We start from the raw sequence: 21,494 nt of genomic DNA, 5'->3' as shown, positions 1-21,494 counted from the left end.
GATGCCGACTGAAATTCTGATGCCGGCTCTCTCTCCCACCATGGAGGAGGGCACGCTCGCCAAATGGGTCAAGCAGGTGGGCGACACCGTCGCCGCCGGCGACGTCATTGCCGAGATCGAGACCGACAAGGCGACCATGGAGGTCGAGGCCGTCGACGAGGGCAAGCTCGGCAAGATCCTGGTTGAGGCGGGTTCGGAAGGTGTGAAGGTCAACACGCCGATCGCGCTCCTGCTCGGCGAGGACGAGGACGAGAGCGCGCTGGAGAACGCCAGGTCGACGGACGGCCAGCGCGGCGCGCCGGCCTCGGCGGCCGAGGACACCTCCGCGACGCGCCAGACCGACGAAAAGCAGGGCGCGGGCGAGAAGCCCGAGGCGCCTGCTGCGGCGGTCTCCGACATTTCCGCACGCCGCGTTCCGGCTGAGGGCAAGGTTCATCCCGATCCCGAGGACGATGTCGGCCAATATGCGCAGGAGATCCCCGAGGGCACCGAAATGGTGTCGACCACCGTGCGCGAGGCGCTGCGCGACGCGATGGCCGAGGAGCTTCGCCGCGACGAGGCGGTCTTCGTGATGGGCGAGGAGGTCGCCGAATACCAGGGGGCCTACAAGATCACGCAGGGGCTGCTCGACGAGTTCGGCGCAAGGCGCATCGTCGACACGCCGATCACCGAGCACGGCTTTGCCGGTCTTGGCGTCGGTGCGGCCTTCGGTGGCCTGAGGCCCGTCGTCGAGTTCATGACCTTCAACTTCGCCATGCAGGCGATCGACCAGATCATCAATTCGGCGGCGAAGACGCTCTACATGGCCGGCGGCCAGATGGGCTGCCCGATCGTGTTCCGCGGGCCGAACGGAGCTGCTGCCCGGGTCGCCGCCCAGCACAGCCAGGACTATGCCGCCTGGTACAGCCATATTCCGGGCCTCAAGGTCGTCCAGCCCTTCACCGCGGCCGACGCCAAGGGCCTCCTGAAGTCGGCGATCCGCGATCCGAACCCGGTGATCTTCCTCGAGAACGAGATCCTCTACGGCCACTCCTTCGAGATCCCGAAGCTCGACGACTGGACGGTGCCGATCGGCAAGGCGCGCATCCACAAGTCCGGCACGGACGTCACCATCGTCTCCTTCGGCATCGGCATGACCTATGCGGTGAAGGCGGCGGAGGAACTGGCGAAGGAGGGGATCGACGCGGAGGTGATCGATCTTCGCACGATCCGGCCGATGGATCTCGACACGGTGGTGCGCTCGGTGAAGAAGACCAATCGCTGCGTCACCGTCGAGGAAGGCTTCCCGCAGAACTCGGTCGGCGGCCACATCGCCTCCGAACTCATGGTCCGCGCCTTCGACTATCTCGACGCGCCGGTCCTGAAGATCTGCGGCAAGGACGTGCCCATGCCCTATGCCGCCAATCTCGAGAAGCTGGCTCTGCCCTCGGTCAAGGAAGTGATCGATGCGGTGAAGGCTGTCTGCTACCGGGATTGAGGCCATGACCGGCGGTGCGGGGCAGAAGGAACCGGGCGATACGGCGCCGAACGACGCCGTCGTGGTTGTCACGCGCGTCGTCGCCGCTCCGTTGCAGAACGTCTGGCGCTGCTTGACGGCGCCGGACTGCTTCAAGGTCTGGTGGCAGGAGCATCTCACCTTCGAGCCGCGGCTCGGCGGACGATTTTCCGCCCCCTTCGTCGACCCGTCGGGCAAGGGCCGAAGCGTCACGGCGGAGGTGACCGCCTACCAGCCGCCGAAGGGCTTCGTCATGGTCTGGGCGGATGAAGGCTGGGACTTCGATACCGTCGTCTCGGTGTCGCTGGAGCCCGTTGGCACCGGGACGCGCGTGACGATCGAGCATCAGGGTTGGGAGGCCGCGCCGGAGCCCGACCGCTCGGTCTTTCTCCTCGACCATCGCGCCGGGTGGGAGCATCATCTGGGGCGTCTGGCTTCGCACGCGGAGTCTCACGATCACGACGCGGACGGGGCGGACGAAGGGCCATGAACGGAAGCTGCGATGTCCAGCGCTGAAGCATTGCCGCAGCGGTCGCGCGCGGCCGCGACCTATGCGGATCTGGAGGCTGTGCCTTCCCATCTCGTTGCCGAGATCCTCGACGGCGAGCTGGTGACGCATCCGCGGCCGGCTCCCAAGCATGCGGCTGCGGCTTCCTATCTCGGGGCAGAGCTGATCGACGCTTTTGGTCGTGGCCGTTCGGGGCCGGGCGGCTGGATCATCCTCGATGAGCCGGAACTGCACCTCGGGTCGGATGTGCTCGTGCCGGATATCGCCGGCTGGCGGCGCGAGCGCTTGCCGTCGTTGCCCGAGTCAGCCTTCATCTCGACCCCGCCAGACTGGATCTGCGAGGTGGTTTCGCCCTCAACCGAGCGCTACGATCGCCAGGAGAAGCGCCGCATCTACGCAGAGGTTGGCGTGCCGTTCTTCTGGCTCCTCGACCCGCGCGCCGAGTTTCTCGAGACCTTCGCGCTTCTCGACGGACGCTGGATGGTTGGCGCGACCTTCTCCGGCGCCGACGATGTCGCGGCGCCGCCCTTCGACGCCATTTCCTTTCCCCTGTCGGTGCTCTGGCCGTTCAGCCAGCAGCCTTCCGGCAGCGAAACGCAACAGAACGATCACTAGGGACCGCTTTTCGCGGAGACGACGCCATGCCGATCAATGTCACCATGCCCGCGCTGTCGCCGACGATGGAGGAGGGCAACCTCGCCAAATGGCTGGTGAAGGAGGGCGACGAGATCTCCTCCGGCGACGTCATCGCCGAGATCGAGACCGACAAGGCCACGATGGAGGTCGAGGCGGTCGACGAGGGTACCGTCGCCAAGATCCTCGTGCCCGCTGGGACCGAGGGCGTGAAGGTCAATGCGGTCATCGCGATCCTCGCCGCGGAGGGCGAGGACGTTGCCGATGCCGCCAAGGGTGGTGGTGACGGGGGCGGCGCGGCTCAGGCCGGCGACGCCAAGGGCGGCCCGATGGCAGAGAATGCCAAGGCCGATGCTGCTGCGACGGGCAGCGTGGAACAGGCCAAGGAGCCGGAAATGCGTGGCGACAGCCGTCCGGCCGGCGGCAATGGCGCGGCGGCATCCTCCTCAGCCGGCAAGGATGTGGGAGCGCAGGCTGGTGGAGACCGGATCTTCGCTTCGCCGCTCGCCAGGCGCCTCGCCAAGGAGGCCGGCGTCGACCTGTCCGCCGTGAACGGCTCCGGGCCGCACGGCCGCGTCGTCAAGGCCGACATCGAGTCCGCCAAGGCGGGCGGCGCTGCGAAGAAGCCGGCGGATGCCGCTCCGCAGAAGGGGGCTGAACCCCAGGCCGCGGCCGCAGCCGCGCCGATCGCCAAGGCGGCGAGCGACGAGAGCATCATGAAGCTCTTTCAGGAGGGCTCCTACGAGAAGGTCCCGCACGACGGGATGCGCAAGACCATCGCCAAGCGCCTCGTCGAGGCGAAGACGACAATCCCGCACTTCTACCTGACGCTCGACTGCGAACTCGACGCGCTACTGGCGCTGAGGACGCAGCTCAACAAGGCGTCGCCGATGATCAAGACGCCGGACGGCGAAAAGCCTGCCTACAAGCTCTCGGTCAACGACATGATCATCAAGGCGCATGCGCTGGCGCTGAAGGCCGTGCCGATGGCGAACGCCTCCTGGACCGAAGGCGCGATGCTGATCCACAAGCATGCCGATGTCGGGGTCGCCGTCTCGATCGAGGGCGGGTTGATCACGCCGATCATCCGACGCGCCGAGGAGAAGACGCTGTCGGCGATCTCCAACGAGATGAAGGATCTCGCCAAGCGCGCCCGCTCCCGCAAGCTGAAGCCGGAGGAATATCAGGGCGGCACGTCCGCTGTGTCCAATCTCGGCATGTTCGGGATCAAGGACTTCTCGGCTGTCATCAACCCGCCGCATGCGACGATCCTGGCGGTCGGCGCGGGAGACCAGCGCGCCGTGGTGAAGAACGGTGCCGTCACCGTCGCAACGGTGATGAGCGCGACGCTCTCGACCGACCACCGCGCCGTCGACGGCGTGCTCGGTGCCGAACTCCTCAGCGCCTTCAAGCAGCTGATCGAGAACCCGATGTCGATGCTGGTCTGAGGCGGGCGGAGAATGCAATCGTGAAGACCATCCTTTGCTACGGCGACTCGCTCACCTGGGGCTACAACACGGAGACCGGGCTGCGCCACGATCACGAGGTGCGCTGGCCGAACGTCCTGTCGAAGGCGTTCGAGAACGAGGCTTATGTCATCACCGACGCGCTCAACGGGCGCACCACGGTCTTCGACGACCAGATGGTCTCGGCCGAACGAAACGCCGTGAAGACCCTGCCGACGGCGCTGGGCGCCCACCAGCCGCTTGACCTCGTGATCCTGATGCTTGGCACCAATGATTTGAAGAAGCACACCGGCGCCGGGCGAGTGTTCGAATCGCGTCAGGGCATGGAGCGGCTGGTCGAGATCGTCCTCGGCTTTCCCTATCAGCGCGGCTACACCGCGCCGAAAATCCTTCTCGTCGCGCCGCCGATCTTCTGCGAGACGACGGAGCCGGACTTTGCGCTGCTCTTCGGGCATGCGGTCGAGGAATCGCAGCATTTCCGCTCGGCCTTCACCAAGGTGGCCGAGGAGTACAAATGCGCCTTCTTCGATGCGTCCGAGGTCTGCGAGACGACGCCGCTCGATGGCGTGCATCTGACCGCCGAGCACACCAAGGCGCTGGGCGAGGCGCTGATCGAGCCCGTGCGCAAGCTGCTCGCGGACGAGGCATGAGGGGTACGCCGGACAGGCCTGCAAATCCAGCGGGGCTCGGCGCAGGCAGCCGCCGGCTCCCAGACGCCATCTTTCGATCGACGACGACAGACGAGAAACGACCGTCCGGGGAGACGACCCATGGCTGACGCCTACGACATTCTCATCATCGGCGGCGGGCCCGGCGGCTACGTCGCGGCGATCCGAGCCGCCCAGCTCGGCTTCAAGACGGCCGTGGTCGAGCGCGAGCATCTCGGCGGCATCTGCCTCAACTGGGGCTGCATCCCGACCAAGGCGCTCCTGCGCTCGGCCGAGATCTTCCATTATGCGGAGAATGCCTCGAACTACGGCCTGAAGATCCAGAAGCCGGACTTCGACATGGAAGCCGTCGTCAAGCGCTCCCGCGGCGTTTCCGGCCAGCTCGCCGGCGGCGTCGGCTATCTCATGAAGAAGAACAAGATCGACGTCATCTGGGGCGAGGCGAAGATCGCCAAAGCACCGAAGGGCGGCCCGGTCGAGGTCACCGTCGGCAAGATGCAGAAGCCGGTCGTCGAGCCGCAGAACCCGATCCCCAAGGGCGTGCTCGGCGAGGGCCGCTACAAGGCCAAGCATGTGATCGTCGCCACCGGCGCGCGCCCGCGTGTCCTGCCGGGCATCGAGCCGGATGGCGACCGGATCTGGACCTATTTCGAGGCGATGAAGCCGAAGGCGATGCCGAAGAGCCTGATCGTGATGGGCTCGGGCGCCATCGGTATCGAGTTCGCCTCCTTCTACAAGACGATGGGCGCAGACGTGACGGTCGTCGAACTCCTGCCGCAGATCATGCCGGTCGAGGATGCCGAAATCGCCGGCGTCGCCCGCAAGCAGTTCGAAAAGCAGGGGCTGAAGATCCTCACCGGCGCCAAGGTGACGAAGGTGGAGAAGGGCGCGAATGGCGTTTCCGTCACCGTCGAGACGAAGGACGGCAAGTCGCAGACGCTGAAGGCCGAGCGGCTGATCTCCGCCGTGGGCGTGATGGGCAATACCGAAGGGCTGGGCCTCGAAGAAGCCGGCGTTCAGATCGAGCGTGGCATCGTCAAGATCGACCCGTACGGCAAGACCAATGTCGAGGGCATCTATGCCATCGGAGACGTCGCCGGCCCGCCGATGCTGGCCCACAAGGCCGAGCACGAGGGCACGATCTGCGTCGAAAAGATCAAGGGGCTCGACGTCCATCCCATGAAGAAGACAGAGATCCCCGGCTGTACCTATTGCCAGCCGCAGGTCGCCTCCGTCGGATTGACGGAAGCGAAGGCCAAGGAGGCGGGCCGCAAGGTCAAAGTCGGTCGGTTCACCTTCCGCGGCAACGGCAAGGCGATCGCGCTCGGCGAACCGGAGGGCCTGGTCAAGACGGTGTTCGATGCCGAGACAGGCGAGCTTCTGGGGGCCCACATGGTCGGCGCGGAAGTCACCGAACTGATCCAGGGCTTCGTCATTGCGATGGGCCTGGAGACGACGGAGGAGGAGCTGATGCACACGGTCTTCCCGCATCCGACCCTGTCGGAGATGATGCACGAGAGCGTTCTGGACGCCTTCGGCCGCGTCATCCACATGTAGAACCGAATGGCACGCGGCCGATCTCGCGCCGTGTGCCGAAGTCTGCCGCAAACCTGCGGCGGAGTGTGGCAGAAAAGCGTCCGTACCCCTTGTCCGGCCCTCGCCGGCGCTACCTAGCGGGTGGAAGTATCGTCCATCCTACAGGAGTATCGGGGAATGATCGGAAGTTTTCTTGCCGCCATCATCGTTGGAGGCATTGCCGGGTGGCTGGCCGAGAAGGTCATGAAGAGCGACATGGGGCTGATGATGAACATCATCCTCGGCGTCGTCGGGGCGATCGTTCTCAGCTTCATCCTGCGGCTGACGGGCCTGGGATCGGGGGCGGGCGCCTCCTTCTCCTGGGAATATCTGATCGTCGGCTTCGTCGGCGCCTGCCTCCTCATCTTCATCGCCCGTCTGGTGCGCCGCTGATTGCCGGCATGGCAGAGATGCGTCTGCCGAGATTGCACTGGACGGCTTCGGGGCTTAATTGAACCTCATGGTCACCGTGCTCGATAACCGCCAGCCGGCCGAGGCGAAGCCTCGGCCGCGGCATCCCGAAAAGGCCCATCGCCCCGACCAGGGGGCGAGCCTTCCCAAGCCCGACTGGATCCGCGTCAAGGCGCCGATGTCCAAGGGCTATTTCGAGACGCGCGAAATCGCCCGCTCGAACAATCTCGTGACGGTCTGCGAGGAAGCCGGCTGCCCCAATATTGGCGGCTGCTGGGAGAAGAAGCACGCGACCTTCATGATCATGGGCGGGATCTGCACCAGAGCCTGTTCCTTCTGTAACGTCGCCACCGGGCTGCCGCATGCGCTGGACGAGAGCGAGCCGGAGAACGTCGGGCGAGCCGTGGCCGCCATGGGCCTTGCCCATGTCGTAATCACCTCCGTTGACCGCGACGACCTCGTCGATGGCGGCGCCGAGCATTTCGTCAGGACGATCCGCGCCATCCGCGCCGCGGCGCCCGGCACGACGATTGAAATCCTCACGCCCGACTTCCTGCGCAAGCCCGGCGCGCTAAAGGCTGTGGTCGCCGCCAAGCCCGACGTCTTCAACCACAATCTCGAGACGGTGCCGTCGAAATATCTGACGGTCCGCCCCGGCGCCCGCTACTTCCACTCGATCCGGCTCCTGCAGCGGGTGAAGGAACTCGATCCCACGATCTTCACCAAGTCCGGAATCATGGTCGGGCTCGGCGAGGAGCGCAACGAGGTCATCCAGCTCATGGACGATTTGCGGACCGCCGATGTCGACTTCCTCACCATCGGCCAATATCTGCAGCCGACCCGCAAGCACCACCCGGTCATCCGCTACGTGACCCCGGACGAGTTCAAGTCGTTCGAGACGGTGGCGCTGACCAAGGGATTCCTGGTCGTTTCCGCCAGCCCGCTCACCCGTTCCTCGCACCATGCCGGCGAGGATTTCGAGCGCCTGAAGGCCGCGCGGCTCGCGCGCCAGGCCGCCGCCTGAGTTCTTCGCACCGATGCCGAAATTCGAAACGACCCGCCGCGTTCGCCACACGCCGCAACAGATGTATGCGCTCGTTGCCGACATCGAGAAGTATCCCGAATTCCTGCCGCTCTGCCAGCGGCTGGTGATCCGGTCCGAGCGCGAGAAGGACGGCAAGCGCTTGCTCATCGCCGATATGACCGTCGCCTACAAGATGGTCAGGGAGACCTTCACCTCGCAGGTTCTGCTGAAGCCGGACGAGAACCGGATCGACGTCTCCTACGTCAACGGGCCGTTCAGGTTCCTCGACAATCGCTGGACCTTCGAACCGGCCGGCGAGGGGATGTGCGACGTGAAGTTCTTCATCGAATACGAGTTCAAGAGCCGCACGCTCGGGCTCTTGATGGGTTCGATGTTCGACTACGCCTTTCGAAGATTTGCGCAGGCTTTCGAGGAGCGGGCCGACAAGATCTACGGGTGAGGGAGGCGAGGGCCGGAGCTATCCCAATGACAGCACTGCTGCTCCCATAACGCGATCCTGGCGTGGAGTTGCTGTGGCAGAATACGTGGACGTGCTTCGGGACCGGGGAAGAACCGGTCTCGATGACGGCTCTGCCCTGCTGCTCGAAGCGCCGCTGCCAGCGCTTACTGGGACGAGGTCTGTGATGCCTGCTCACTCCCCGGCGTCTTCAGGATGCTGTTCTTCCGATAGGCTTCGTAATCGAAACCATCCTCTTTCAGGACAGCGTCCCGATCGAGAGGAAGCGTATAGCTGACCGCCGAAGGATCGAAACCCTGCCCGGTGACATCGCCGCGTTCGAAGGCGAATGCGTAGTACCCTTCCGCGTCGGAACTGATATCCGGTCGCACGATGACCGCTTGAAGGCGGCCCTCCAGGTCGAACGCGAGATCCGCGAGATAGCCGAACTCGCCGCCATCCTGGAGCAGGACATTGTCGCCGAGCAGCGAGGATACGCGGAAGCTTGGTGCCGACGCCGAACTTCCCTCTTCCGGTCCGAAGATCGAGTAGGCGTCTGTATCGTCCTCTTCGATGCTGGCTCGGATCCCATCTTCATCCACTGTTAGATCGATCGCCTTGTAGGGAACCGCAATCACGGTCTCGTCGATGCCGAGAAAACCGTCGGAGTTGATGAGGACGCGCTGAATTGCGTTATCGCGGCCGATCTCGAAATTGATCATTTCGCCGATGGGCTCGCCATCCTGGCCGGAAACGTCCTGCTGCAACAGCGCCTCGGCCGTGAAACCTCGGCTGGGCATCAGACCGGGACCGGACCGTGCGGCCGATCCCTTGTCTTTCGGTGGCGTCGGCGCGCCGTCGCTCGGCTGTCCGAAAGCCTGCGTGGCGAAGAGGACGGAGAACGCCACTACAAAATTTCTGATATGCATCGATGCACCTCCTTACGTGCCTGCCTGGAAGTATGTTCGGTGCGCGCTTCCGGGCCGGGAAATGGCCGGCGCGCTCTGCGCCGGCCACAGCATTTGGAGTGGCGTCGCTTACTTGCTCTTGTCGGAAGAGGACGAGTTGGAAGAGTCCGAACCGGACGCGGAGCCGGACTGGCCGCTGGCCTGCGGCGCTTTCTGCGCCCCCATGACGCGGCCGCTCGTGTCGATCATCATCAGGACCGTCTCGCCATCCGGCGTCTGGGCCTGAACCATGTATGCGGCGTCCATGATCGCGGCATCGGTGTAGCCGGCCGTCTCCAGCGCCTTCAGGACCTTTTTCTGGGAGGCCACCATGTCTTCCGCCGACATCGGCGGTGCGGAGGACGAGGACATGGCACCGTTGTTCGTGGTCGCGTCCTGGCCGGCGTCATTCGACTGAGCCATCACCGGCGAAACACCGAGGGCGACGAACGTAGCAGCGAGAATTAGATTTTTCATGAGAAAGTCCTTTCTGTCTTATGTGCCGGCCGGCGCGTAGCCGGCCAGCCGAGGGATCAACGTCAAAGCGGATCAGACGTCGAAGAGACCGCCATCGCCCATGTCGTCGCCGACATCGCCGAACTCGGGCTCTTCGATCGCGCCGCTGTCGTCGCGGTCATAGGCACCGTAGACGCCGGTATCGAACTCGCTCTTGCTCAGGACGCCGTCGTCATCGGTATCCCAGGAATCGTAGACGCCGCCCTTGTCGAATGCGGTGTTGAACTCTTCCTGGCTGACGCCGGCATCGTTGTCCGTGTTCCAGTCCGAATACGCGTTCTGAGCGAACGCCGCACCGGCGGTAAGCGAGACTGCGAACGCGGCCGCGGCGGTAAGCTTGGTAAGACGATGGTTCATTGTAGATCTCCTTGGTAACAAAACGCCTTGCAGCGCCTGATAGACCAATGGAGCTGGTTGAGTATTGTTCCGGGGAGTTCATATTACGAAATCTTAACTGTAGTTAACTAAAAATATTGTAAGGATCAATTATAGTGTTGTTTGATGCTTCCTTTGACTTCTCACGTTTCTGTCGCTCCCGTTCGCGAATAACTCTCTGACGCGCTCGCCTACGGTCCTCCTGGCGCTGTGCAGGCTGGGCTTGGAAGATGTTGGGAGGGGCATGATGGTGTGGGTTTGATCAGCTGACGGCTGATTGGTCGGCCCGTGGATAGCCGGCGCACATCCTCACATCCTGGCGACGCCACCGCTTCCGGAATGTTCGCTTGCGAACGGTTCCCGTCGTGGTGGGAGGCCTGCAGGATCGAGATCCGTCATCATCGAAACAGATGCTCAAATGTTCGAGGCTTGTGAAAGAAGGGTCGCGGCCGAAGGCCGTGCGATAGTGCCTGCCGACAGTGGCTCAGGCTTCGAGCGCGCGCCTCAGTATCCGAAGTGCCACCCGCACGGACGCTCTGCGCACCTGTCCCCGCCCGATCTCGCCGAAGCGCTCCTCGCGATGCACGGTCCCGGCCGGACCGGCGCAGGCGAAATGCACGAGCCCGACCGGCTTTTCCGGCGATCCGCCGCCGGGACCGGCGATGCCGGTGATCGAGACTGCGGCGTCGACGCCCGCCTTGCGGCGCGCGCCCTCGGCCATCTGCCGCGCCACGGTCTCCGAGACCGCGCCATGTTCCGCCAGCGCCGCGGGATCGACGCCGAGCATGTCGATCTTCGCCTGATTGGAATAGGTTACGAAGCCGCGGTCGAGCACGGCGGAGGAGCCGGCGACATCGGTAATCGCGCCGGCGACAAGGCCGCCGGTGCAGGACTCGGCGGTGGCGAGCGTCCAGCCGGCGGCGCTGTAGCGCTCGACGATCTGGCGGGCGAGGGCGGCAATCTCATCTGCGACTCGCTGATCCGCCGCGAGGGTGCTCATCGGCTCTCTCCATAGGCGACGCTCGCCGTGGCGATTGCCGCGATCCCCTCCTTGCGGCCGACGAAGCCGATCGTCTCGTTGGTCGTCGCCTTGACCGAGACGCGGTCGCGGCTGAGCCCGGTCATGGCCGCGATCGCCTCGCACATCGCTTCGCGATGCGGCGCGATCTTCGGCGCCTCGCAGATCAGCGAGATGTCTGCGTTCATGATCCGCCCGCCGTGATCGCGGATGATCGCCACGGCCTTCTGGACGAAGATGTGGGAGGCGGCACCCTTCCACTGCGGATCGCTCGGCGGGAAGTGGTCGCCGATATCGCCGGCGCCGCAGGTCGCCAGCAGCGCGTCGGTGAGGGCGTGCAGGCCGACATCCGCGTCGGAATGGCCGTCGAGTGTCTGGTCGTGCGCAATCCTCACGCCGCATAGCGTGACGTGGTTCCCAGCGACCAGCCTGTGGACGTCGTAGCCATTGCCGGTTCTGACGTCGATCATCGCCCTGTCTCCTCTCAGCTTGCGGTCCGCCAGCGCAATGTCGCGCGCGGTGGTCAGCTTGACGTTGTCGGGCGCCCCTTCGACGAGGCGAACCGGGATCCCCGCCCATTCCGCAATCGAGGCGTCGTCGGTGAAGCCGGAGCGTCCGGACACTGAGGCGGCTTCGTGCGCCTCGCGGATCTTCCGAAAGGGGAAGCCTTGCGGGGTCTGCGCGGCATAAAGGCCTGAGCGGTCGAGAGTTTCCGTTACGACGCCCTCGGGCCCGGAGCGCTTCAGCGTGTCGGCCACGGCCAAAGACGGGATCGCGCCTGCCTCCGCGGACACGGCCGCGATCACCGCGTCGATCAGCGCGGTATCGGCGAAGGGGCGGACGCCGTCGTGGATCAGCACGCTCTCGGGAGGCGATCCGGCGAGTGCCTGCAGGCCGAGCCGCACCGATTCCTGACGCTCCCTGCCGCCGTCGACGACCGTGACGCCCTCGATCAGCGGCCCCAGTGCAGCGGCGAGGAGAGCATGGTCGTCCGGATGGACGACGAGGACGATCTCGTCGATCGCGTCATGGGCGCGGAACGTCGCCACGGTGTGTGCAAGAACCGCTCGACCGCCGATGCGGCGATACTGTTTGGGGCCTTCCTGCGACTGTCCGGCACGCTCGCCGCGCCCGGCCGCGACGATGATCGCGGCGACCCTGCTCTGCATGGCGGATTTCCCCCTCATTTTCGGTCGCGGCTTGAAAAGCTGGTGTCTTCGCAAGCGCAACATGCTTGTCTTTTGAGCATGCCCCGATAAAGTACAAAGCGTGATGCAAGAATCGACATTGGCTATGGACGCTCAAAGTTTAGGCGAGGTGGCGCCATCGGCACCGGTCGGACAGCCATGGTCCGTGGCTGGCCTGACGCTGCCCAACCGCGCCCTGCTGGCTCCGCTCTCCGGCATTTCCGATGTTCCGTTCCGGCGGCTGGCACGCCGGTTCAGGGCGGGTCTCGTCGTGTCGGAAATGATCGCCAGCGGTGAGTTCGTCAAGGGCGATGCAGAGGCCGCCAAGCGTGCCATGGCCGACGGTTCCGGCCTGCATGCCGTGCAGCTCGCAGGCCGCGACCCGACCTGGATGCGCGCGGCCGCCGAGCGCCTTGCGGGCGAGGGCGCCGATCTCATCGACATCAATTTCGGCTGCCCCGCGAAGAAGGTCGTGGGCGGCCTGTCCGGCTCGGCGCTGATGCGCGAGCCCGACCTCGCCCTCTCGCTCGTCGAGGCGACGGTCGCGGGAGCGGGCAAGGTGCCGGTCACGGTCAAGATGCGGCTTGGCTGGGACCGGTCGTCGATGAACGCGCCGGAGATCGCCCGACGGGCCGAGGCCGCGGGCGTGAGAATGATCACCGTCCACGGCCGCACCCGCGCCGACTTCTACGACGGGATCGCGGACTGGGCGGCGATTGCCGCCGTTGTGGGCGCGGTCGAGCTTCCGGTCGTCGCCAATGGCGATCTCGTCGATCCGGAACAGCTCCCGCGCATGCTGGATCGGAGCCGGGCGAACGCGGTGATGATCGGGCGCGGGAGCCAGGGCCGGCCTTGGTTGCCCGGCCTTCTCGCCGGCGCGATCGGCCGTAAGGATCTGGCCGCGATCACGCTCGCCGATCTCGTCGAGGAGCATTACGGCGCAATGCTCTCCCATTACGGCGAGGGGGTCGGCCGGCGCCATGCCCGCAAGCATCTCGGCTGGTATCTTGATCGCTTCGCCGGCGCAGTCGCGCCGATAGCGGGGCCGGAGCGGGCGGCGGTGATGACGGGCCGCGATCCGCGATCCGTCATTCGCCAGCTCCGCCACCTCTTCGGTGAGGCGTCGCTTGCCGATGTCGAACCGGCCTTTTCATCGCACACGCTCAAGAAGGCGGCCTGAAGCCATGTCCCGGATCGCCGATCTCACCAGCAGCTCTGCCGCCGAAATGCGGATCCTCAACGCTCTGCCGCATCCCGTGGTGGTGATCGACGGCAAGGGTCGGTTCTGCTTCGCCAATTCCGATGCCGAGCAATTCTTCTCCGCCGGCCTCTCCTATCTCGTGAAGCGCCGGCTGCAGGACTTCGTGCCGGCCGACAGCCCGCTGTTTGCTCTAATCGAACAGGTGCGCCAGCAGCAGTCGCGAATCAGCGAATACCGGGTCGACATCTCCTCGCCCCGGCTCGGCGGTGAGCGAATGGTCGACCTTTACGTCTCGCATTTGAGCGACGAGCCCGACCTCATCGTGGTGATGATCCAGCTGAGATCGATCGCCGAGAAGATGGATCGCCAGCTCACGCACCGATCCGCGGCGCGCACCGTCACCGGGCTCGCGGCGATGCTCGCCCACGAGATCCGCAACCCGCTCTCCGGCATCAAGGGCGCGGCTCAGCTCCTGGCGACGTCTGCCAGCGACGAGGATCGCGGCCTGACCCGGCTGATCCAGGAGGAGAGCGACCGGATCGTCAAGCTGGTCGACCGCATGGAGGTATTCTCAGACCAGCGGCCGATCGAGCGCTCGGCGGTCAACATCCACTCCGTGCTCGAACATGTGAAGACGCTCGGCAAGAACGGCTTTGCCCGCGGCATCAAGATCACCGAACTCTATGATCCCTCGCTGCCGCCGGTCTATGCCAATCGCGACCAGCTGGTTCAGGTCTTCCTCAATCTCCTGAAGAACGCCGCCGAGGCGGTGCGCGACCGGGAGGGCGGCGAGATCCGGCTGCTGACGGCCTTCCGCCCGGGCGTGCGCCTTTCCGTCCCCGGCACCAAGGACCGGGTCACGCTGCCGCTGGAATTCTCGGTGGAGGACAATGGCGATGGCGTGCCCGAAGACATCCGGGAGAACATCTTCGACCCCTTCGTGACCACGAAGCCGTCCGGATCAGGCCTCGGCCTCGCTCTCGTTGCCAAGATCGTCGGCGACCATGGCGGAGTCATCGAGTGCGAATCCCAGCCGGGCCACACCGTCTTCCGCATCCTGATGCCCGCCTGGCGCGAGCTCCCTCCCGATAGTTCCAACGACATGCCCGGCATGCAAGGCTGAGTAGCAAAGATGGCAATGCAGATCCTCGTCGCCGACGACGACGCCGCGATCCGGACGGTCGTGTCCCAGGCCCTGATGCGCGCCGGTTTCGAAGTGCGCGTGACCTCCAACATCGCCACCTTGTGGCGTTGGATTTCGGCGGGCGAGGGCGATCTCGTCATCACCGACGTTCTCATGCCCGACGGCAACGCGTTCGACACGCTGCCGCGTATCAAGAACTCCCGGCCGGAACTGCCGGTCGTGGTGATGAGCGCGCAGAACACCTTCATGACCGCGATCAAGGCCTCCGAAAAGGGCGCCTATGACTACATCCCCAAGCCCTTCGACCTGACCGAACTGGTCTCGATCGTCCGGCGGGCGCTGTCGGAGCCCAAGCAGGGCGCCAAGAACGGCGCCGCCGACGACATCCAGGAGGCCATGCCCCTGGTCGGGCGCTCGCCGGCCATGCAGGACATATACCGCGCGCTCGCGCGGATGATGCAGACCGATTTGACGGTGACGATCACCGGCGAATCGGGGACCGGCAAGGAACTCGTCGCGCGCGCCCTCCATGACTACGGCCGGCGCCGCAAGGGGCCCTTCGTCGCCATCAACATGGCGGCGATCCCGCGCGACCTGATCGAATCGGAACTTTTCGGCCACGAGAAGGGCGCCTTCACCGGCGCACAGGCGCGCGCCAGCGGCCGCTTCGAACAGGCCGAGGGCGGCACGCTCTTCCTCGACGAGATCGGCGACATGCCGATGGAAGCGCAGACCCGTCTCCTGCGCGTCCTGCAACAGGGCGAGTACACCGTCGTCGGCGGGCGAACCCCGATCGCCACCGACGTCAGGATCGTCGCCGCAACCAACAAGGACCTGCGCCAGCTGATCAGCCGCGGTCTCTTCCGCGAGGACCTGTTCTACCGGCTAAACGTCGTGCCGTTGCGCCTGCCGCCCTTGCGCGAGCGGATCGAGGACCTGCCCGATCTTGCGCGCCACTTCTTCGCGACCGCGGAGAAGGAAGGCCTGCCGCGCAAGACGCTGAGCCAGGGTGCGCTCGACGTCATGCGCCGCTACGCCTGGCCGGGCAATGTGCGCGAACTCGAGAACCTGATCCGCCGTCTCTCGGCGCTCTATCCGCAGGACGAGATCTCGGCGGAGCTGGTCGAGCACGAGCTGACCAGCGACCCGATCCGCACGCCGGGCCTCGACGCCGACCAGGGCAAGCCGGTCGATCTTTCGAGCTCGGTGGAGCGCTATCTGGCGGAATATTTCTCCTCCTTCGGCGACGATCTGCCGCCGCCGGGCCTGCATGGCCGGATTCTGCGCGAGGTCGAATATCCGTTGATCGCCGCCGCGCTCGCTGCTACCCGGGGAAATCAGGTCAAGGCGGCCGATCTTCTCGGCGTCAACCGCAATACGTTGCGCAAGAAAATCCGCGATCTTGATATTTCGGTGGTCCGGTCGATAAGATAGCTGGAAATTTTTCTGAGTTCGTTGCAGTTTGGACACATTCCGTTGCTCAGTAGCAACGCCACCGTCAACTGCAGCCACGTATGACCTCGCAACCGATTCAGTCCGAAACCGAGATTCCGTTCCTTCTGGAGCGCCGGCGTTTCATGCTCGTGCCGGGCCTACTGGCGGTGGTCGGCGCGCTGGTGACCGGTGCGATCTCCTTCGTCGTCCTGATGGGGCTGACGCCGATCGCGCCGACCGACACGATTGTCACGATCGCGACGGTGGTCAACGGCGCCTTCGTCGTGATCCTGTGCGTCCTGATCGGGCGCGAGGTCATGCGCATGTTCCGCGCGCGCGCGAAAGGCAAGGCGGCCTCGCGCCTGCATATCCGCATCGTCGTCCTGTTTTCGATCGTTGCGGCCCTGCCGGCGCTGCTGGTGGCGATCGTCGCCGGTGTCACCCTCGATCTCGGTCTCGACCGCTGGTTCGGCATGCGCACCCAGGCGATCATCGATTCCTCGATCAGCGTCGCGAGGGCCTATGTCAACGAGAACGCGCGCAATCTGCAGGGGTCGACCCTGTCGATGGCGTATGACCTCGACCAGCAGCGCCGCCTCTACGATCTCGACCGGACCGGATTCCAGTCCTTCCTGACGGAGCAGGCGCGCGGTCGCTCGCTTCTCGGGGCACAATTGCTGCGCACCGACGGAACGCCGTTCCTCCAGGCGAACGTAGAGGTGGAGAAGCCGCTGCCGGTGCCGCCGGCAGACGCATTGTCGCAGGCCGCGGAGGGCAATCTCGTCTTCATCCCCCCCGGCGTGACCAATCTCGTCGGCGCGATCATCAAGCTGCGGCAGATCTCGGGCGCCTATCTCTACACCGTGCGCGCCGTCGACCCGGAGGTGCTCGGCGCGCTGCGGCTGATGGAAGAGCGCACGGCGGAATATTCGAGCCTGAAGTCGAACCGCTTCGGCCTGCAGATCGCCTTCGCGTTGCTTTATCTCGGCATCATGCTGATCGTGCTCCTGTCTGCGATCTGGACCGGCATCGGGGTCGCGGACCGTCTGGTGCGGCCGATCCGTCTCCTGATCGGCGCAGCCGATGAAGTCTCGGAGGGCAATCTATCGATCTCGGTGCCGGTGCGGGTATCGGATGGCGACGTCGGCTCGCTGTCGAACACCTTCAACAACATGATCCTGCAGCTCAGGAGTCAGCGTTCCGAACTCGTTCACGCCAAGGATGTCATCGACGAGCGCCGCCGCTTCACCGAGGCGGTGCTCTCGGGCGTGACCGTCGGCGTCCTCGGTGTCGAGGAGGATGGCACGGTATCGATGCTCAATCCCTCGGCCGAACGGATCCTGGCCGTCGAGGCGGACGCGGTGGTCGGCCGGGAACTCGCCGCCGTCTTCCCGGAGATCGGCCGCATCCACCATGCCGCCTCGCAATCGCGGCGCCTTGAATATCAGGAAGAAGTGAAGCTGAAGATCCGGCAGCGCGAACGCACGCTCGCTGTCCGCATCACCTCCTCCTCCGCGGAGGAGGAGCACGGCCAATCGAGCGTCGTCACCCTCGACGACATCACCGACCTCGTCGACGCGCAGCGCACCTCGGCCTGGGCCGATGTCGCCCGGCGTATCGCCCACGAGATCAAGAATCCGCTCACCCCGATCCAGCTGTCGGCCGAGCGCATCCGCCGGCGCTACGGCAAGCGCGTCGAGGACGACCGCGAGGTCTTCGACCGCTGCATCGAGACGATCGTCCGGCAGGTGGGCGATATCGGCCGGATGGTCGACGAGTTCTCTACCTTCGCGCGCATGCCCAAGCCGACCATGGAGAACAAGGACCTGCGCGAAGCGCTGCGCGAAGCCATGTTCATGCGCGAGATGGGCGATCACGGCATTGCGTTCGAGGCGGACATCCCGAACGAGCCCATGCTCGGTTCCTTCGACATCCGTCTTCTGTCACAAGCATTCGGCAATCTGGTCAAGAATGCGGTCGAATCCGTGGAGGCGACGGAAGGCGTCGCCGGCCGGATCACGATCCGCGCAAAGGCCGGTGGAGCCTTTCACCGGGTGGACATCATCGACAATGGCCGGGGTTTTCCGCCCCAGGATCGCGATCGTCTGCTCGAACCCTACATGACGACCCGTGAAAAGGGGACCGGCCTCGGCCTCGCCATCGTCCGCAAGATCATCGAGGACCATGGCGGGCAGATTTCGCTGGAAGACGCCCCCGATCAGCCGCAGGGGGCGATGGTGCGAATCATGCTGCCCGGTGGCGCTAAACCGCCCGCAAATCGAAGCGAGACTCCAGAAAGGATTGGTGAGACCGATGGCATCGGACATCCTGATCGTCGATGACGAAGCCGATATTCGCGAGCTCGTCGCGGGCATTCTCGAGGACGAGGGTCACGAGACCCGCACGGCTGGCGATTCCGACGCGGCGCTGGCGTCGATCGCCGATCGCGTCCCGCGGCTCGTGTTTCTCGATATCTGGCTGCAGGGCAGCCGGCTCGACGGGCTCGACCTCCTCGACGCGATCAAGGCCCAGCACCCGGAGGTGCCGGTGGTGATGATCTCCGGCCACGGCAATATCGAGACCGCGGTCTCGGCGATCCGGCGCGGCGCATACGATTACATCGAAAAGCCGTTCAAGGCCGACCGGCTGATTCTCGTCGCGGAGCGCGCGCTCGAAACCTCCAAGCTGAAACGCGAGGTCCTGGAGCTTCGGCGTCGGTCGTCTGACTTTGCCGAGCTGATCGGCAAGTCGCAGCCGATGAACCAGCTGCGCACGTTGATCGACCGGGTCGCGCCGACCAACAGCCGCGTCATGATTCTCGGGCCCTCGGGCTCCGGCAAGGAGATGGTCGCGCGGGCGCTCCATGCGGCCTCGCCGCGGTCCGGCGGCCCCTTCGTCGCCTTGAACGCCGCGGCCATCACGCCGGACCGGATGGAAGTCGAACTGTTCGGCACCGAGACGCCGCCGGGCGTCGAGCGCAAGGTGGGAGCGCTCGAAGAGGCCCATCATGGCGTCCTCTATCTCGACGAAGTCGCCGACATGCCGCGCGAGACGCAGAACAAGATCCTGCGTGTCCTGACGGATCAGGCCTTCGAGCGCGTCGGCGGCTCCAAGCGCGTGCGCGTCGACGTGCGCATCATCTCGTCGACCTCGCAGAATCTGGAATCGATGATCGCCGACGGCCTCTTCCGCGAGGACCTCTATCACCGGCTTGCGGTCGTCCCGATCCCGGTGCCGCCGCTTGCCGACCGCCGCCAGGACGTGCCCCTCCTGATCGAGGCCTTCATGAAGCAGATCAGCGAGCAGACCGGCATCAAGCCGCGTCCGATCGGGCCCGAGGCGATGGCGGTGCTCCAGTCCAGCGACTGGCCTGGCAATATCCGCCAGCTTCGCAACAATGTCGAGCGGCTGATGATCCTGGCGCGCGACGGCGATCCCGAAGAACCGATCTCGGCCGACATGCTGCCGAACGAGGTTGGCGACATGCTGCCGAGGACGCCGAGCCAGGCGAACGGCCAGATCCTCGCTTTGCCGCTTCGCGACGCCCGCGAGGTGTTTGAGAAGGAATATCTCGTCGCGCAGATCAACCGCTTCGGTGGCAACATCTCCCGGACGGCGGAATTCGTCGGCATGGAGCGCTCGGCCCTGCATCGAAAGCTGAAGTCTCTCGGCATCTGAGGCGGCGGGTAGCCATGCCGAAGCCGTCGATGCGGCCCGCCGTGCCGCAGCGCCGTGACGGCAGGCGGGCTTGCCGGTGCCGGTGCCGGTGCCGGTCCGACCGCCCCGCTTTGCGCCCGGGGCTGCAAGGGTCTATGCACGCCGGTACGAGGTGCATTCTCCAAGGGCGGGCGGCATGAAGGTTGTCATTTGCGGCGCAGGGCAGGTCGGCTACGGCATTGCCGAGCGGCTCGCCTCCGAACGCAACGACGTGTCGGTGATCGACACCTCGCGCGCGCTGGTGCAGGCGATCCGCGACAATCTCGACGCCCGCGGCTTCGTGGGGCACGGCGCCCATCCTGACGTCCTCGCCGAGGCGGGGGCCGAGCAGGCCGATATGATCATCGCCGTGACCCTCCACGACGAAGTCAACATGATCGCCTGCCAGGTGGCTCATTCCCTGTTCAACGTGCCGACCAAGATCGCCCGCATCCGGTCGCAGAGCTATCTGAGAGCCCATTGGCAGGATCTCTTCTCGACCGACAATCTGCCGATCGACGTGGTCATCTCGCCCGAGGTCGAGGTCGGCGAGATGGTGCTGCGCCGCATCGCGCTGCCGGGCGCCATGGACGCGGTCCGCTTCGCCGACGACAGGATCGCCATGGTGGCGATCGAATGCCGGGAGGACTGTCCGGTCGTCAACACGCCGCTCGACCAGTTGACCGAGCTGTTTCCCGACCTCAACGCCACCGTGGTCGGGATCTGGCGGGGCGACAGGGTGTTCATCCCGGCCTCCGGCGACCAGATGGTGCCGGGCGACGTCGCCTATGTCGTCGCGGAGAAATCGCATGTGCGCCGCACGCTCGGCCTTTTCGGTCATGAGGAGCCCGAGGCCGGGCGCATCGTCATCATCGGCGGCGGCAATATCGGGTTCTATGTCGCCAGCCAGATCGAGCGGCGCAATTTTGGCGCCAGGATCCGGGTGGTGGAGGCCAATCACGAGCGCGCTGTCACGATCGCCGACAGCCTCCGCCGCACCATCGTGCTCCATGGTAGCGGCCTCGACCAGGCGATCCTGGAAGAGGCCGACATTGCGACGGGCGACTTGCTCGTCGCGGTCACCAATGACGACAAGGTCAATATCCTGTCGAGCGTCATGGCCAAGCGCCTCGGCTGCAAGGGCAATCTCGCTCTCCTCAACAATGCCGACTATCAGGGCTTCACCCGCACGCTCGGTATCGACGCCTTCATCAATCCGCGCACGGTGACGATCTCGCGCGTCCTGCAGCATGTGCGGCGCGGCCGGATCCGGGCCGTCCATTCGATCCAGAACGGCGTCGCCGAGGTGATCGAGGCCGAGGCGTTGGAGACCTCGCCGCTGGTCGGCGCCCCGCTGCGCGAACTCGACCTGCCGGAGAACCTGAGGATCGGGGCGATCTACCGGGCGGGGGAATACGTCAAGCCGAGCGGCCAGACGAGGATCCGGGCGAAGGACCGCGTGGTGATCTTCGCCGCCGCAAGCGCGGTGCGTCATGTCGAGCAGATGTTCCGCGTCAGCCTCGAATTCTTCTGACACGGCTCCGCGAATCGGGTTTTCGCCGCAGTGCGGCGAAGTCGAACCCGTCGATCCGGATGCGGAACCGGCCGTAATCTGCAGAAATGTCGAGCGGATTTCGCCGTAGCGGCAAATGCGGGCAATCTTCCGCTTTACGGCGGCGCCGCAAGAGACCACATTCCAGGCATGAACCGACACCAGCGCGGTTCGTCAGCATGCGGGG

20 protein-coding genes are annotated in these 21,494 nt (G+C 65.3%); 15 read left to right on the top strand and 5 right to left on the bottom strand.

What is annotated here, in order from left to right:
* Position 1 precedes the first annotated feature (1 nt).
* The 9 genes from LH400_RS14025 (at position 2) to LH400_RS13985 (ending at position 8,240) form a co-directional block, all read left to right on the top strand.
* Positions 2 to 1,477, top strand: coding sequence for a pyruvate dehydrogenase complex E1 component subunit beta (locus LH400_RS14025; protein WP_229153354.1), 1,476 nt, complete (start codon positions 2 to 4; stop codon positions 1,475 to 1,477).
* Positions 1,478 to 1,481: 4 nt separating this feature from the next.
* On the top strand, positions 1,482 to 1,985 hold the full coding sequence (locus LH400_RS14020) for an SRPBCC family protein (protein ID WP_229153353.1): 504 nt from the start codon (positions 1,482 to 1,484) through the stop codon (positions 1,983 to 1,985).
* Positions 1,986 to 1,997: 12 nt separating this feature from the next.
* Complete coding sequence (locus LH400_RS14015) at positions 1,998 to 2,618, top strand: Uma2 family endonuclease (protein ID WP_229153352.1); 621 nt, start codon at positions 1,998 to 2,000, stop codon at positions 2,616 to 2,618.
* Positions 2,619 to 2,644: 26 nt separating this feature from the next.
* The gene (locus tag LH400_RS14010; protein ID WP_229153351.1) at positions 2,645 to 4,084 is read left to right on the top strand and encodes a pyruvate dehydrogenase complex dihydrolipoamide acetyltransferase; all 1,440 of its coding nucleotides are present in this window, start codon (positions 2,645 to 2,647) and stop codon (positions 4,082 to 4,084) included.
* A 20-nt stretch (positions 4,085 to 4,104) separates the two neighbouring features.
* Positions 4,105 to 4,752: an SGNH/GDSL hydrolase family protein gene (locus LH400_RS14005; protein WP_229153350.1), complete on the top strand. Its 648-nt coding sequence runs from the start codon at positions 4,105 to 4,107 to the stop codon at positions 4,750 to 4,752.
* Between the two features lie 120 nt (positions 4,753 to 4,872).
* Complete coding sequence (gene lpdA / locus LH400_RS14000; RefSeq protein WP_229153349.1) at positions 4,873 to 6,327, top strand: dihydrolipoyl dehydrogenase; 1,455 nt, start codon at positions 4,873 to 4,875, stop codon at positions 6,325 to 6,327.
* Positions 6,328 to 6,483: 156 nt separating this feature from the next.
* The gene (locus LH400_RS13995; protein WP_229153348.1) at positions 6,484 to 6,738 is read left to right on the top strand and encodes a GlsB/YeaQ/YmgE family stress response membrane protein; all 255 of its coding nucleotides are present in this window, start codon (positions 6,484 to 6,486) and stop codon (positions 6,736 to 6,738) included.
* A 67-nt stretch (positions 6,739 to 6,805) separates the two neighbouring features.
* Positions 6,806 to 7,780: a lipoyl synthase gene (gene lipA / locus LH400_RS13990; RefSeq protein WP_229153347.1), complete on the top strand. Its 975-nt coding sequence runs from the start codon at positions 6,806 to 6,808 to the stop codon at positions 7,778 to 7,780.
* A gap of 13 nt (positions 7,781 to 7,793) precedes the next feature.
* On the top strand, positions 7,794 to 8,240 hold the full coding sequence (locus LH400_RS13985; RefSeq protein ID WP_229153346.1) for a type II toxin-antitoxin system RatA family toxin: 447 nt from the start codon (positions 7,794 to 7,796) through the stop codon (positions 8,238 to 8,240).
* Positions 8,241 to 8,404: 164 nt separating this feature from the next.
* Here LH400_RS13985 and LH400_RS13980 read toward each other — a convergent pair whose 3' ends face one another.
* From LH400_RS13980 to LH400_RS13960, 5 genes are all read right to left on the bottom strand, one after another.
* The gene (locus LH400_RS13980; protein ID WP_229153345.1) at positions 8,405 to 9,166 is read right to left on the bottom strand and encodes a PRC-barrel domain-containing protein; all 762 of its coding nucleotides are present in this window, start codon (positions 9,164 to 9,166) and stop codon (positions 8,405 to 8,407) included.
* Between the two features lie 108 nt (positions 9,167 to 9,274).
* Positions 9,275 to 9,661 (bottom strand): hypothetical protein, encoded by a 387-nt coding sequence (locus LH400_RS13975; protein ID WP_229153344.1) that lies wholly within the window; start codon positions 9,659 to 9,661, stop codon positions 9,275 to 9,277.
* 72 nt (positions 9,662 to 9,733) lie between these two features.
* Positions 9,734 to 10,057, bottom strand: coding sequence for an EF-hand domain-containing protein (locus LH400_RS13970; RefSeq protein ID WP_229153343.1), 324 nt, complete (start codon positions 10,055 to 10,057; stop codon positions 9,734 to 9,736).
* A 502-nt stretch (positions 10,058 to 10,559) separates the two neighbouring features.
* Positions 10,560 to 11,075: a CinA family protein gene (locus LH400_RS13965; protein ID WP_229153342.1), complete on the bottom strand. Its 516-nt coding sequence runs from the start codon at positions 11,073 to 11,075 to the stop codon at positions 10,560 to 10,562.
* On the bottom strand, positions 11,072 to 12,262 hold the full coding sequence (locus tag LH400_RS13960) for a bifunctional 2-C-methyl-D-erythritol 4-phosphate cytidylyltransferase/2-C-methyl-D-erythritol 2,4-cyclodiphosphate synthase (RefSeq protein ID WP_229153341.1): 1,191 nt from the start codon (positions 12,260 to 12,262) through the stop codon (positions 11,072 to 11,074). The genes LH400_RS13965 and LH400_RS13960 overlap by 4 nt, the downstream gene beginning before the upstream one ends.
* 124 nt (positions 12,263 to 12,386) lie before the next feature.
* On the opposite strand from LH400_RS13960, the gene dusB reads away from it, so the two are divergent.
* The 6 genes from dusB to trkA all read left to right on the top strand — a co-directional run bounded on the left by dusB (position 12,387) and on the right by trkA (position 21,289).
* Positions 12,387 to 13,460 (top strand): tRNA dihydrouridine synthase DusB, encoded by a 1,074-nt coding sequence (dusB, locus tag LH400_RS13955; protein ID WP_229153340.1) that lies wholly within the window; start codon positions 12,387 to 12,389, stop codon positions 13,458 to 13,460.
* Between the two features lie 4 nt (positions 13,461 to 13,464).
* Positions 13,465 to 14,604: a two-component system sensor histidine kinase NtrB gene (locus LH400_RS13950; RefSeq protein WP_229153339.1), complete on the top strand. Its 1,140-nt coding sequence runs from the start codon at positions 13,465 to 13,467 to the stop codon at positions 14,602 to 14,604.
* A 9-nt stretch (positions 14,605 to 14,613) separates the two neighbouring features.
* Positions 14,614 to 16,059 (top strand): nitrogen regulation protein NR(I), encoded by a 1,446-nt coding sequence (ntrC, locus tag LH400_RS13945; protein ID WP_229153338.1) that lies wholly within the window; start codon positions 14,614 to 14,616, stop codon positions 16,057 to 16,059.
* Positions 16,060 to 16,139: 80 nt separating this feature from the next.
* The gene (locus LH400_RS13940; protein ID WP_229153337.1) at positions 16,140 to 18,401 is read left to right on the top strand and encodes a sensor histidine kinase NtrY-like; all 2,262 of its coding nucleotides are present in this window, start codon (positions 16,140 to 16,142) and stop codon (positions 18,399 to 18,401) included.
* Positions 18,373 to 19,737: a nitrogen assimilation response regulator NtrX gene (gene ntrX, locus LH400_RS13935; protein ID WP_229153336.1), complete on the top strand. Its 1,365-nt coding sequence runs from the start codon at positions 18,373 to 18,375 to the stop codon at positions 19,735 to 19,737. Before LH400_RS13940 ends, ntrX begins: the two co-directional genes overlap by 29 nt.
* A 175-nt stretch (positions 19,738 to 19,912) precedes the next feature.
* Positions 19,913 to 21,289 (top strand): Trk system potassium transporter TrkA, encoded by a 1,377-nt coding sequence (gene trkA / locus LH400_RS13930; protein ID WP_229153335.1) that lies wholly within the window; start codon positions 19,913 to 19,915, stop codon positions 21,287 to 21,289.
* Positions 21,290 to 21,494 lie beyond the last annotated feature (205 nt).

The organism is Jiella soli (genome assembly GCF_020615385.1).
Lineage (GTDB): Bacteria > Pseudomonadota > Alphaproteobacteria > Rhizobiales > Rhizobiaceae > VKMB-3413.
This window is presented reverse-complemented; position numbering and strand designations above follow the sequence as displayed.